The following is a 13,461-nucleotide window of genomic DNA, read 5'->3' as shown; positions in this document are numbered from 1 at the left end:
TTCTGGCTATACTAGTGGCTTAAGTCGATTGATTGAGCAATTTGACAGTATCAGTTAATCACGAAGGTTAAAACTAACACTAAAGAGCGAATTCAAACATATAACACCTGTTACGAGTTAGCACCTATGAAAGAAGAATTAATAACCAGAGTCTTACAGGTATTGAAAATTAATATGAATTGGATGACTTGGAATTTATTTCTGGCTTTTATACCTTTAGCTTTAAGTGTTTGGCTGTTTCGTTTCAAGCGCGGGCGTTCTTGGCTTTGGTGGCTAGGATTCGTAGTATTTTATGCTTTCTTACCCAATGCTCCGTATTTATTGACTGATGTAATTCACCTCATAGACGATATCCGCACAGTTCAATCTGTCTGGATAATTACTTTGGTGTTAATTCCTGTTTACCTACTAGCAATTCTGGCTGGATTTGAAGCTTACGTAATATCCTTAATTAACTGGGGTTACTACTTACACCGCATCGGTAAGAGCCAATGGATTCTAAGGGCTGAGTTGATTACTCATGCTCTATGTGCTGTTGGTATTTATTGGGGGCGGTTTTTGCGTTTTAACAGTTGGGATTTTATTACTCAACCCGATGCTGTGTTAACCAGAGGTGTCGAGGAAATTCTTGGAAAACAGCCCTTGGTAATTATTGCTATCACCTTTGTGGTACTTGCAGGCTTGTACTGGATTATGCAAAGAGTAACTTTAAGCCTGGGGCGATCGCAAACTGCAATAGATATTAACTCAAAAAAAGCGAACTCTAACACCCCAAACATTTGAGCAACGTGCTAATTGTGAATTTTGAGATAAGTCTATTGCCAAGATTTCGTCACTTATAACTACTGTGATTTTTGGGTTAAAATTTACGATTGTTAATACTTTTGACGGCTATTGCCTGTCAAAAGAAAGATGAAAGTTAACTCTCCGTGAAGTCAAATAAATAAAGAGCAAAAGATTAAATATCAATGGTCTGGTTTGATGGCTCTAATTATTTGGACAGGAGGGTTATAAAATGCAATTAATCTCTAAAGAGGAAATAAAGAAATTACTAGAACAGCCAAAAGGAAATTGTGTTTCAATTTATATGCCAACGCACCCAGCCGGGCCAGAAGTGCGACAAGACCCAATTCGATTTAAGAATTTAATTAGAGAGGCGGAAGCTCGCTTGATTGATGCAGGTCTTGAAGAAAAACAAGCCACAGAATTGCTGCAAAAAGCTACCAAACTTGATACCCCAGATTTTTGGGAGCAGTGGGGAGAGCAAGGACTGGCAATTTTTATATCTGAAGATATTTTTCAGTACTACAACTTACCCTTTAATTTTCAAGAGTTAGTTGTGGTTACAGATAGATTTCATGTCAAGCCGCTACTGCCGATTTTAAATGGTAATGGCCGTTTTTACGTGTTGGCTTTGAGTCAAAAAGATGTCAGATTCTTCGAGGGAACCCGCTACAGCATTGATGAAGTAGAAGTAGAAAATCTGCCTAAAAGTCTGGATGAAGCGCTGCAAAGAGATGAGACTGCTAAAGAAGGCCAGTTCCGAATCGCAACACCGAAAGGGGGAACCGCAAATTCTTTTGTACAACCAGGTTCGTTTCACGGGCAAGGCAGCCCTGATAGAGATAAGCACCAAGAAGATATTCTCCAATTCTTTTACATCATAGATGGCGCATTGCACGAGAAACTGCGATCGCAAAAAGCACCTTTGGTAATAGCTGGGGTAGACTATCTTTTACCCTTGTATAGACAAGCAAATACTTACCAGCATTTGATGGAAGAAGGTATCACTGGGAATCCAGAAATTCTCAGTGCAAAAGAATTACATGACCAAGCTTGGCCGATTGTCGAGGCTGATTTTCAGAAGTCACAGCAAGATGTTTTAGAACGTTTTCACGAACTGTTTGGCGGTGACACTGGTAAAGCTACCAACAATCTCCAAGAAATTATTCCAGCAGCTTATTACCAACGAGTTGATTCATTGCTGGTTACAGTTGGTCAACAGCAATGGGGTTTGTTCGATCCCAGTTCCGAAACGGTTTATTTGCATGAAGAAAAAGAAACTGGCGATGAGGATTTGTTAGATTTTGCTGCTGCTCATACCTTATTAAACGGTGGTACAGTCTACGCCGTTCCGCCAGAACAAGTACCATATAGCACACCCATTGCAGCAATTTTCCGATATTAAATATTTTGGTGTTGTATATAGTTGTCTGTGCTTTATACAACACCAACAATGGATAATATTCGTTTTTTAATTAAGCAATCTATCATCGCTCTAGCACTCTTAAACGCAGCTACTACATTTGCCCAGCCTGCTACAGCAAAAACAGTAACCGGACAATTGGGGAATGTGCAAGCAGAAATATCTTATGATAAGCCAGAAGAATATCAGTATAAAAATGTACGACTAAAAATTATCCGAGCAGGTAAAACTACTTTAGATCAAAAGCTGCCACAAGAAAGTGAATATGACAGACCCATAGCGGATTTATTGGGAGATAATCAGGAGCAGTTGCCAGTGCGAGACTTAGACGGTAACAAAGAACCGGAAGTAATTGCTGATTTCTTTACAGGTGGAGCGCACTGTTGTACTTATTCATTGATTTACCGCTATGATCGCCAAACCCAAAAGTATACTAAGATTCGCCATGAATGGGGTAATGGTGGCTATGTACTTAAAGATTTAGATAAAGACGGACTCTTTGAGTTTGAGAGTCGGGACGATCGCTTTGCCTATGCTTTTACTGCTTATGCTGCTTCTGGCTACCCTTTACAAATTTGGCAATATCGCCAAGGCGAAATGATAGATATTACCCGCCGCTATCCCAAATTAATCTTTAATCATGCCTCTGAGTTATGGCAAACTTACACTGAAGCACGGCGACAAGGTGATGATGGTAAAGGGTTTTTATCAGCTTACCTAGCAGATAAGTATCTGTTGGGTCAAGAGCAGGATGGTTGGCAACGAGTACAACAAGCTTACAAAAAAAGCGATCGGACTCAATACTTCGCCGATTTACGTAAATTTTTGCGGGAAACTGGCTACCTCAAGTAAATAACACTTAACTAAATCGGCGCTAATATTTCAAGCTATATTATGAAATTTAAATGTAGGTTGACTCTCTATCTCAACTCACGTCGCGCAGCTGCTAAAATTAGGCGTTGTTCGGCACGAGCGATCGCTTGATATGTTCGCTTGACTGCTTCCTGTTCCACGGAAATAGAAGTAATCCCCCATTCCACCAATTTATCAATGATTTCAGGATAGAGCGCTGGTGCTTGTCCGCAGATTGAACAGGGAATCCCCGCATTTTTAGCCATTTCGATGAGTTGGGCGATCGCACGCATTACCGCTGGATGACGTTCATCAAATACTCTGGCAAATTGTCCTTGTTCGCGATCAACTCCTAATAGTAGTTGCGTTAAGTCATTTGTCCCAATCGAAATCCCAGCTACACCTGCTTTGACATATTCTGGCAGAAGAAACAATACACTTGGCACTTCTGCCATGATCCACAATTGAAACTGGGATACATCGGTTAATCCTGCTTGCTCAACTTTGCGGCGGCAAAAGGCGAATTCTTCTACAGTCCGAACAAAAGGCAAAATTAGGTGAATGTTACTGTAGCCAGCTTGCTGTACTGTAGCCAAAGCTTTTAATTCCAACTCAAACACGGCGGGATTCCGTAAATAACTGAAGGTTCCCCGCTCACCCAACATCGACTGTGGCGAAGATTCTAAACTATCCCTCAATGATGGTAAATCTTGCGATCGCCAATCTAAAGAACGATAAAAAACAGGTCTTGGTGCGAAGCCACGGGCAAACTGCATAATCTGTTGTGACCAGCGTTCTAACAATTCTGGCTGACGCCCGCCCAATAACCAACTATTCGGATGCTGCCCCTCTAATATATTGAGTACCATCAGCTCGGAACGCAATAATCCCACCCCATCAACTGATAAGCTTTGTGCTTGCTCTATCAAGCTGGATTGACTGAGATTAACCAGCAATTGGGTAGCAATCATCGGCAAGTTAGGGGTAAGAGAAGGTGTTGATGCGATGAGAGATTCATGTGAGTAAAGAAGATTTTCTCCCCCTTGCCCCCTTACCCCCTTATCTCCAGAGGAGACCAGGGGTTCCCCCTCTCCTCCTGCTCTTATCTCCCCTTCCTTCCCATCTCCTCTAAGCCGATACACTTCTCCCCTATCGCCATCAAGCAGCAATCGTTCGCCAGTATGAATAAGGGTTGTGGCAGATGTGGCGCTCACTACTGCTACAAGACCCATTTCTCTAGCAAGAATCGCAGCGTGGCTAGTTAACCCACCTTGCTCAGTGATAATTCCCGCTACATCTTGTAATAGTGGTAACCAATCAGGTGTAATTGCTGGTATTACTAAAATTATTCCTTCAGGTAGTTGTTCTGGTTTCTGTTGAGAATTAGTGATTACATGAGCAGTCGCCATAACACGTCCACTTGCTGCTCCTAGTCCTTTAAGAAAGTGGACATTAGGAATTACAGATTGGGGAGTGCTAACTTGTGTTAGGTAAAGCTTTGGATCTGGGCTTTCCTGAGCAAGTGTCCATTTGATGGTAAAGGTTTTACCAAATTCACTTACCAGTTGATTTCCTAGAGCAATAACTTGTTGTAGGTATTGTTCTTGCAAAGCATACTGTTTTTGTTGGGCTTGCTCAAGTAAGTAGGCAACTAAACAATTGTTATCTACTGTTAGCAATGATTTTGGCACGGGTTGCGAAGAAGCTAAAGTTGCTGCATTATCAACACGATAAGCCAGCATTTTATTACCCAGCTGTTGCTCTAGCACAACCCCAGTTTCGTTTTGAATGTAGTAGACATCTGGAAGTACTTCGCCATTGGCGATCGCCACTCCTAATCCCCAACTGGCTTCGATTTCCCAGCCAGGAGATTTGGCATGAAGTAAGCCGCTGGCGATCGCATTCTCAACAGGTTGCACCAACACTGCTAAATTAATTTGTTGGAGATTAATTCCTGTCCGCTGCCAATATAGTAAACTTCTGGCACGAAACATCTGGCTCCAAGTACGTTTTAAAGCTGTAGCGATCGCTTCTTCATCGTACTGACAAAACACTGACTCCAATAACCCGGACATATTCGCCTTTCCTTGGGTAACCCCTGATACTGACAAGGTAGGTCGAAAAATTAAACATTGAGTTTGCCACTCTCTAGCTGCTTGAAAAATTGTATTTACCCACTGCGGTGGCACAGTCGCAGTGATAATCTCCTGACGCAAGCGACCTGCTACCTGTTGAAGTTGTCGCCAATTATTGACATCTAAGTGCAATGAAGAATAGGGTAAATCAGCAACTAAGGACTCTGAACTGTTCAGAGTTTCCAGAAATTGTCGTAAAATTTCTGCCGAAACTACAAAACCAGGCACTACAGGATAGCCACGTTGCATGATTCTGCTCAAGTAAAATGCTTTGTCACCTACTTTGGCACGGTCTTGTAGTTTAATTTTGTCAAGCCAGTAGAGTTTGTCCACCCAATTTGTTAGTTATGAGTTGTCAGTTTTTTATTACAGCAGTATCCTCCTAGTAAGTTGTCAGTTGCTAATCCACTGACCGCCTACTAGAACTAGTTTCCAGCACTTACGTTTAATTCTGCCGATCTAGTTAGTGGTTAATTGGTAGTGCAAGAAGGAGCTAACTATATAAGAGGCAGCCCCTATACTCTTCCTAAACTACAAATTATGAAAGTAGCTTCCTTACTCCCCACTTACAAGTCATCCCTTTCATGAACCAGCAGGTTTAGTTGTTCGCTCAAGATATACATAGCGTTATCGTATTCAATTATTGAGTGTATGGTTAAATCGAGCAATTAGAGGTAATGTGTTATGACCTAATGAGTTAAAATAATCAAACAATTATTTAATCAAGTTACAAGTCATGCCATTTGCTCAATATATGGCATTTACCATAACCCATCATTAAAATTTGGTCTTCTTGGTGAGAATAATACCTAATTAGGAAAATTATCAAAAACAAAATAAATTCCCTTACATTTAAAAAACTATTTCCTAATAGATAAAATGCAAACAAGATATATAGTAATTATAAATCACTCGTAAGAAAGAAAATCCCCGACTTCTAAAATAAACCGGGGATATGTGTTCTCAACTCTCACAAATCAAATAGGATTGTTCTAGGCTGTTGTTGCATCCTAATTAGGATAAAGTTTGTAAACAAATAGTTTAAAATATTTTTTGAGTATTTTTAGAAATATAATACCTATTAACTAAGTATATAAAGTTCCTACACCAAACCAAACATTGTCAAGTACTTCCTATCTCTCATCTTCCGACTGGTTGAATCTAAGCTTCAGGTTATGCACTGCATTACTTATTGGAGCAATTATCGGCTTAGAACGCCAAATTAGGCATAAACCTGCTGGTTTAAGAACTCATATGCTGGTAACTCTTGGTTCAGCTATATTTACTCTCATACCTCTGCAAATAGCTGGAATGCAACCTAGCTCTGATGCTCTTAGCCGTGTGATACAGGGTATTGCAGCAGGCGTAGGATTTCTTGGTGCTGGGGAAATTGTGCGTCAATCTTCTCAACAATCACAGCAAATGGAAATTCGCGGACTCACATCAGCAGCTGCTATTTGGGTTTCGGCTGCTTTAGGAATTGCTGCTGGATGTGGTTTGTGGCAGTTAGGATTAATTGGTGCTGTACTAACTTATCTAGTTCTGAATGTTTTTAAGAAATTCGAAAAACGGGATTAATGGTGATTTTATAAGCAAATTATAACTGATAAAGTATTAATTAAACAGTTCTAAAGCCTTAGCGAATATAGTTTCCTCTGTCCTAGTTTGGAGAATTAATTTAACTAAATTGATGAATTCTCCATCAATTTTATGGTCATTGTCAATTGTTTTACTAGCTGCGTAAAAACTCACATCATTAATATTGAATTCATTTGTGATGCCTGTTTGCCATCCTGGTTTTTTTCTATCCCAAGAAAGCGTTTTACCCCGTAAGGTAAATTGAAACCATATTATTTCATCATTATCCAATTCCAAAAAAACATCAAAATAAGGTTCCTCTCCTTGAAACCAAATTCTGCTCAAACCTGGTTTATTACCTTGTTTTAATAGCTTTTGCTCAATCGGGCGTAAAGATGCACCTAATGATGCAATTTCATTTTCATTAACTACGTCATTTGTCATTGGTCATTTGTTATTGGGCATTTGTCATTAGCTAAAGACTAACAACTGGCGACAAAGTACTACTTTGGTGATATTTCTCCTGCCTTCACAAATAGAATTTGCGAGGAATTCAACCACTGGGAATCAAAAGAACCCAAGTGAGTAGTAGTAATCAGGGTTTGAAAGCGGTCTTGAATCGCATCAAGCAATTGATTTTGCCGAGATGGATCTAGTTCGGCAAGAACATCATCAAGCAATAACAGTGGTGGTTCTTTAACTACTTCTTCTATTAGTTGTAATTCTGCTAATTTTAAAGCTAGAACTAAGGTTCGTTGCTGACCTTGAGAACCGTATTGACGGGCAGGTGTCTGGTTAATAGTTAATTCTACTTCGTCACGATGGGGGCCGACAAGGGTAGTGCCTTGATGGATTTCAGCAATGGCTCGTTGCTGAATTTTTGCTAAAAAAGCTTGTTGTACTTCTTCGGGATGGCTATCTTCCAAAGGAACGTTAGGCGCATACTTAATTTGCAAAATTTCTGTGCTACCACTGATGCTGGCGTGCCAAGCTGTGGCGATAGGAGCTAATCGCTGTATAGCGCGATCGCGTCGTCTAATGACTCTTGTTCCTGTGGTAGCTAACTGTGCATCCCACAAAGCTAATTCTGTTGAGTGCTGAGTCGCTAAACGGGTGGGCGAATCTTCTAACTTGAGTGGACTGGCGTTGTTGAGTGTTGAGCTTTGAGTTTTTTTTAAAAAAGCATTGCGCTGCCGCAACACCTGATTGTATTGGTGCAAAATGTGAGCATAAACTGGTTCAAGTTGGATTAAAAGTGTATCTAACCAATCGCGGCGACCTTCTGGGCCGCCGCGTACCAGTTCTAAATCAAGGCTAGAAAACTGCACTGCATTGATGACACCGAGAAAATCCATTTGACGGCGCACAGATTCGCCATTGAGAGCAACGCTACGGCGACCATTACGCCGTAGGGTTAAAGTCAGTTCACTCGTACCTGTTTGGCGCTCAAGGTTAGCATTAATTTGAGCGGCAGTTTCTCCTTCTCGGACTAAATCGCGATCGCGTGCCATCCGATGCGATCGCAATGTCGCTAGCAACTCTACCGCCTCCAACAAATTCGACTTTCCCTGAGCATTATTACCGACCAAAATTGTTTTGGCAGCACAAAACTCAACCTTCTGGTCTTGGTAATTGCGAAATTGTCGGAGGTGTAGAGTTTTGAGGTACATAGTCAAAAGTGAGGAGTCTGGAGTTATGAGTAGAGACGCGATGAATGGCGTCTGTACAGAAGTTATGAGTAGAGACGCGATGAATGGGGTCTCTACAGAAGTGAGGAGTTATGAGTTAAAAACTTATAATTAATAACTCTTAACTCCTCACTCATAACTTTTTCACACACTCCTCTTACCCATAAGCCGCAAGAAAAGCTTCTCCAATTCAATCCAGACAAACATCAGCGCACTGAAGCCAATACAAATCCACAACTCCGTTGGACTTAGCCAATGAGTACCAAAGAAATTTCGCAGAGGCGGGACATAAATTAGCATCAATTGCAAAATCGTTGTGACGACAACTGCCGCTAACACAAAAATATTGGAGAAGGGATTCATCTCGATAGTCAGTCGATTATTGGAACGAATCGCGATCGCATGACCCATTTGGGCGATACAGAGCGTGGTAAAGACCATTGTTTTCCAAGCATCGCGATCGCCTTGATAACCCTCTGCATGGGTATGGTTATAAGCCCACCACATCAAGGCAATGGAGATAATGGCAAAGATGATACCAATGCGAATCATATAAGAACCCAAGCCCCTAGCAAAAATACTTTCTCTGGGGCTGAAGGGCGGACGTTTCATTACGTCTGGTTCTGGCGGTTCCACAGCCAATGCGAGGGCTGGTAAACCATCTGTGACCAAGTTCATCCACAGAATTTGCAAGGGGGTCAGGGGAACGCCTCCCAAACCAATTAAAGGTGCAGCGGCAATTGTCAGGACTTCGCCAATGTTACTACCCAGAATGTACTTAATAAAACGGCGGATGTTAGTGTAAACAACTCTGCCTTCCTTAGTAGCGGCGACGATGGTAGCGAAGTTGTCATCTAGTAGCACCATGTCACTGGCTTCTTTACTCACATCAGTACCAGTGATGCCCATTGCAATCCCGATATCAGCTTGTTTGATAGCTGGGGCATCGTTGACACCATCGCCTGTCATTGCCACAAATCGGCCCCGACGTTGTAGTGCTTGGACAATTCGCAGTTTGTGTTCTGGGGCGACCCTAGCATAAATGCTCACCAAGTCAACATTGTCCTCTAGTTCTTGGTCGCTCATCCGTTGCAATTCTTGACCTGTGAGAACACGATCGCCTTCTTGGGCAATTCCTAAATCAGCAGCGATCGCTCTGGCTGTCAACTGGTGGTCGCCAGTGATCATTACTGGGCGAATGCCTGCATCTCGACATTCTTGCACAGCTGCCCTCACCTCTGGGCGCGGTGCATCTAGCATACCGACTAATCCCAGCCACACCAACCCCTGCTCGGATGTTTCGTCTGAACCTTCTGGTGGTACTTCTACAAGTGGTTTGTAGGAAAAACCTAGCACCCGCAAACCTTTACTTGCCATTTCGTCATTGGCTGCCAGAATTTGCTGGCGTTGCTCATCGGTTAAGGGGGCTGAGTGATTACCCAAATGAAGCTGAGCGCAACGTGCCAAGATTAACTCTGGTGAGCCTTTGGTAAACATTAAGTAGCCTTCAGATTGTAAAAGACCCGCGATCGCTGGGTCTACTGCGCTCAAGGAGGCTTCACCTGTTGCTACTTGCTCCACCTGAGAAATTACACTCATCCGCTTGCGTTCTGAGGAAAAGGGAAATTCCGCAACACGGGGTAATTTACTATTCCACTGGTCTTTTTCAATTCCGGCTTTGCCCGCCAGTGTAATCAATGCGCCCTCTGTAGGATCTCCTAAAATCGCCCATTCGCCGTTTTCTTTTTGCAGCACTGAGTCATTACAAACAGCACAGGCGACTAGCAAAGCTGGGATTTCTGGATACTCATCTACAGGAATTGTTTGACTATCTAACTGAAAATCCCCTGTAGGCGCATAACCTTGTCCGGTGACACGAAAGGTTTTGTTATTCGTGTAAATTGATTGCACCACCATTTTGTTCTGTGTCAGCGTACCGGTTTTATCAGAACAGATGGTTGTGACAGAACCCAAAGTTTCTACTGCCGGCAGTTTGCGGATTAAAGCTTTCTGACGTACCATCCGCTGAGTTCCCAGTGCCAGGGTGACGGTGATGACAGCAGGTAAACCTTCTGGAACTACAGCAACAGCCATACTTAAAGAAACTTCCAGCAGTTCTTGGATGTTGCTAAAACCTCTTGCCTGGATAACACCGCCGATGACGACGATCGCCACAAGAATCAAAGAACCCGTAACTAGAACGTTGCCTAATTGCGTCATCCGCTGCTGCAAAGGGGTGGGTTCACTGTCCACTGCCTGCAACATGGCGGCAATTTTACCGAGTTCCGTTCGCATTCCAGTCTTGGTTACTAGAACCTTACCTCGTCCTTGGACTACTTCGGTTCCTTGGAATACCAAATTAATGCGATCGCCTAAATCTGTTTCTTCAGGCAGTTGTAATACTGCTTGTTTATTTACAGCTTCGGCTTCACCTGTTAGTGCCGACTCACGTACCTGTAAATTAGACTGTTCTATCAAACGTCCATCTGCGGCTATCTGCACCCCAGCTTCCAGCAGCATCACATCCCCTGGTACTAGTTCTTTGGCGGCGACATCCAGCAGTTTACGATCACGGATGATTCGCACTAAAGGAGATGAGAGTTTTTTCAGGGCTGCTAAGGCTTTTTCAGCACGGCTTTCTTGGACATAACCGAGTACGCCATTGAGGATGACAATCGCCAAAATAGCGATCGTATCTTTAAATGGCACTTCCCCAGGTTTCAAGCTGCCAGATCGCCAAGCCATCAAGTCTAAAAAACCAGAAATTAGGGCTACACCAATCAGCATCAATAACATGATGTTCTTGAACTGATCAAGTAAAATTTCCCAAGCACTACGGCCAGCAGTTTCTTCTAGTTCATTAGGCCCGTATTCTTGCAACCTCTGTTGAACTTCTTGGGATGTTAAGCCACTGTCTGCGTTACTATCAAGCAGGTCTAGCGCTTTATCAACTTCTAAACTATGCCAAACGGCGGCACCTTCAGGCAAAGAATTAGCAGACATCGTGTAGGTCACAGGAAATGGTTACAAAATTCGATCATAATTTAGTGATGGCAGGAATTCCATCAACTAAAGTTACATTAAGCTTGTCTCCAAGCTTTAGGAGCGCAAATGTAGTTTTTGACATTTGCCAATTTCTCCTCTGTTGACATAGTAAGTGTTATTTCTAACGAAAGAGTTTTTTGGAACATATATTACTGATAATTGTGATAATTGTGAGTAATGTATGTAGGTTTGGTTACAGAGGATATACCATAATTTATTCTAGGCGTGCTAAACCGTTAAAGAAATATGCTTAATATGAGTTTTGCACTCCCCAGTTTGACCGTTAGCCAGATGTTTGGGCAAAGGATAATTCGACCACTTACGGCTGCTACCCTATGTGGCATTGCTTTTATTAAAGATAAACTCATCGCTATTGACAGTGTTAAAGGGCATTTACTAGAAATTGACCCTATTTCTGACAACAGCAAAATTCTCAATCCACATCAAGTTAAAGAATTTTGCGATGTCACTGGTTTAGCGGTGTGGGAAGATACTCTGTGGGTGACCCGTGATAACAGTGTTTATATATCCAACTTTACTGATTTGGCTTTAGAGCATTTTGTCACATTGCCTTATCCCGCTAATGGCATTGCAGTTTGGGAATCGACAGTTTACGTCAGTTGCCAAAAACTTGGCTATATTCTGATTTATGACAGCGAGACACGCAAAGAAATTGCCAGGTTTTACGCTCCTGGTGTGGGGGTGGAAAATTTAGTAGTCAGCCAGGAAAGGCTTTGGATTTGCGATCGCACTGAACAAACAGTTTACGCAATGGACAGGGCGACTGGAGAACTTATATTTAGTGTCTTAACGCCGTTTGACTCTCCCACTGGCATAGCGATACATCAAGATGGCGATACAGGTAAGGAAAGTCTCTTCGTTGCTTACGCCTCTGAGGAGCCTTATATTCGGGATAACCCAAATGCTGACCCAAATCATGAGCTAACATACCGCGATCGGACTTTTATACATCCTCTGCATTATCATTACGAGCCAGATAAACACTACGCCCTCTCTAATGGCTATCTCATTGAAATGTCCTATGCTGAGGAAATAGCCCCATTAGATGAGGTGTATTTACCTGATGTTGAATGGCGCATCGCTCTACCATCGGAAACTGACCGTCAAAAAGTGAAACACGTTGAACCCATTGGTATACCCTTCACTGAAGAAGTAGTAGACGGGCAGCGTGTGGCAGTGTTTAAATTTGATTCCCTTAGCCCTGGCGAACGGCATATATTTGGCTGGAAAGCTCTTTTAGAAGTCAGAGGAATTAAGTATCGAATTACACCTAGAGATGTTGAAGATATTCCTGACCTTTCACCAGAGGTGCAAGCTCGTTATTTGGTGGATGATGACGATTTAGCAATGGATAGTACCATTGTTCGCCGTTCTGCCAAAGAAGCAATTGGTTCTGAAACCAATCTGTTACGGAAAATGTATAACATCCGTAACTATGTATATGACGAATTATCTTATGGTATTAAGCCATATATTGATACACCAGATGTGGTTTTAGAACGCGGTGTTGGTTCCTGTGGCGAATATGTGGGTGTCTTACTCGCCCTATGCCGTTTGAATGGTATCCCTTGCCGGACTGTCGGTAGATATAAGTGTCCTCCTAATAGCGAACACCAGGGTGTACCTCTACAGCCTGACTTTAATCATGTTTGGCTAGAGTTCTACGTACCGAATTATGGCTGGTTGCCAATGGAATCGAATCCTGATGATATTGGTTATGGTGGCCCTTATCCCACACGCTTTTTTATGGGCTTATGCTGGTATCACATTGAAATTGGCAAAGGTATTACTTTTGAGGTTGTAACTAGTCAAGGTAAACGGCTAACTAAAGAAGATATCCCCATTGGTGATTTAGCAATTAATCATATTCGCTTTACAATTCTTAAAGAATTACCACCATTTTGAATTAGGGCACAGGGCATGGGGCATTGGAAAT

At 42.3% G+C, this 13,461-nt stretch carries 9 protein-coding genes; 5 read left to right on the top strand and 4 right to left on the bottom strand.

Annotated features, from left to right (window positions below):
* Window positions 1-126: 126 nt before the first annotated feature.
* The 3 genes from WKK05_RS34555 to WKK05_RS34545 all read left to right on the top strand — a co-directional run bounded on the left by WKK05_RS34555 (window position 127) and on the right by WKK05_RS34545 (window position 3,058).
* Window positions 127-783 (top strand): DUF1361 domain-containing protein, encoded by a 657-nt coding sequence (locus WKK05_RS34555; protein ID WP_341527468.1) that lies wholly within the window; start codon window positions 127-129, stop codon window positions 781-783.
* A 232-nt stretch (window positions 784-1,015) separates the two neighbouring features.
* Window positions 1,016-2,188 carry a hypothetical protein gene (locus tag WKK05_RS34550; RefSeq protein WP_341527467.1) on the top strand — a complete coding sequence of 391 codons (1,173 nt, stop codon included), beginning with the start codon at window positions 1,016-1,018 and terminating at the stop codon, window positions 2,186-2,188.
* Between the two features lie 48 nt (window positions 2,189-2,236).
* Window positions 2,237-3,058, top strand: coding sequence for a hypothetical protein (locus tag WKK05_RS34545; protein WP_341527466.1), 822 nt, complete (start codon window positions 2,237-2,239; stop codon window positions 3,056-3,058).
* Between the two features lie 68 nt (window positions 3,059-3,126).
* On the opposite strand, the gene WKK05_RS34540 is transcribed toward WKK05_RS34545, so the two are convergent.
* Window positions 3,127-5,526, bottom strand: a complete 2,400-nt coding sequence (locus tag WKK05_RS34540) for a putative PEP-binding protein (RefSeq protein WP_341527465.1) — start codon at window positions 5,524-5,526, stop codon at window positions 3,127-3,129.
* A gap of 786 nt (window positions 5,527-6,312) precedes the next feature.
* On the opposite strand from WKK05_RS34540, the gene WKK05_RS34535 reads away from it, so the two are divergent.
* Window positions 6,313-6,771, top strand: a complete 459-nt coding sequence (locus tag WKK05_RS34535) for an MgtC/SapB family protein (RefSeq protein WP_341527464.1) — start codon at window positions 6,313-6,315, stop codon at window positions 6,769-6,771.
* A gap of 36 nt (window positions 6,772-6,807) precedes the next feature.
* Here the strand turns inward: WKK05_RS34535 and WKK05_RS34530 are convergent, their stop codons facing one another.
* The 3 genes from WKK05_RS34530 to WKK05_RS34520 form a co-directional block, all read right to left on the bottom strand.
* On the bottom strand, window positions 6,808-7,215 hold the full coding sequence (locus WKK05_RS34530; RefSeq protein WP_341527463.1) for a hypothetical protein: 408 nt from the start codon (window positions 7,213-7,215) through the stop codon (window positions 6,808-6,810).
* Window positions 7,216-7,274: 59 nt separating this feature from the next.
* Complete coding sequence (recF, locus tag WKK05_RS34525; RefSeq protein WP_341527462.1) at window positions 7,275-8,441, bottom strand: DNA replication/repair protein RecF; 1,167 nt, start codon at window positions 8,439-8,441, stop codon at window positions 7,275-7,277.
* 162 nt (window positions 8,442-8,603) lie between these two features.
* Window positions 8,604-11,462, bottom strand: a complete 2,859-nt coding sequence (locus tag WKK05_RS34520) for a cation-translocating P-type ATPase (RefSeq protein WP_341527461.1) — start codon at window positions 11,460-11,462, stop codon at window positions 8,604-8,606.
* A gap of 297 nt (window positions 11,463-11,759) precedes the next feature.
* Here WKK05_RS34520 and WKK05_RS34515 point away from each other — a divergent pair, with 297 nt between their 5' ends.
* Window positions 11,760-13,430 carry a transglutaminase domain-containing protein gene (locus WKK05_RS34515; protein WP_341527460.1) on the top strand — a complete coding sequence of 557 codons (1,671 nt, stop codon included), beginning with the start codon at window positions 11,760-11,762 and terminating at the stop codon, window positions 13,428-13,430.
* The last annotated feature ends 31 nt before the right edge of the window (window positions 13,431-13,461 follow it).

Source organism: Nostoc sp. UHCC 0302 (assembly GCF_038096175.1).
Classification (GTDB): Bacteria; Cyanobacteriota; Cyanobacteriia; order Cyanobacteriales; family Nostocaceae; genus UHCC-0302.
The sequence above is the reverse complement of the archived record's forward strand: the minus strand, read 5'-3'. Positions and strand labels throughout refer to the sequence as shown.

What these genes read in the sequence shown, in the direction of transcription:
- WKK05_RS34555 (WP_341527468.1), top strand. Translation starts at nt 127, where the DNA reads ATGAAAGAAGAATTAATAACCAGAGTCTTACAGGTATTGAAAATTAAT.
- WKK05_RS34550 (WP_341527467.1), top strand. Translation starts at nt 1,016, where the DNA reads ATGCAATTAATCTCTAAAGAGGAAATAAAGAAATTACTAGAACAGCCA.
- WKK05_RS34545 (WP_341527466.1), top strand. Translation starts at nt 2,237, where the DNA reads ATGGATAATATTCGTTTTTTAATTAAGCAATCTATCATCGCTCTAGCA.
- WKK05_RS34530 (WP_341527463.1), bottom strand. Translation starts at nt 7,215, where the DNA reads ATGACAAATGACGTAGTTAATGAAAATGAAATTGCATCATTAGGTGCA.
- recF (WP_341527462.1), bottom strand. Translation starts at nt 8,441, where the DNA reads ATGTACCTCAAAACTCTACACCTCCGACAATTTCGCAATTACCAAGAC.
- WKK05_RS34520 (WP_341527461.1), bottom strand. Translation starts at nt 11,462, where the DNA reads ATGTCTGCTAATTCTTTGCCTGAAGGTGCCGCCGTTTGGCATAGTTTA.
- WKK05_RS34515 (WP_341527460.1), top strand. Translation starts at nt 11,760, where the DNA reads ATGAGTTTTGCACTCCCCAGTTTGACCGTTAGCCAGATGTTTGGGCAA.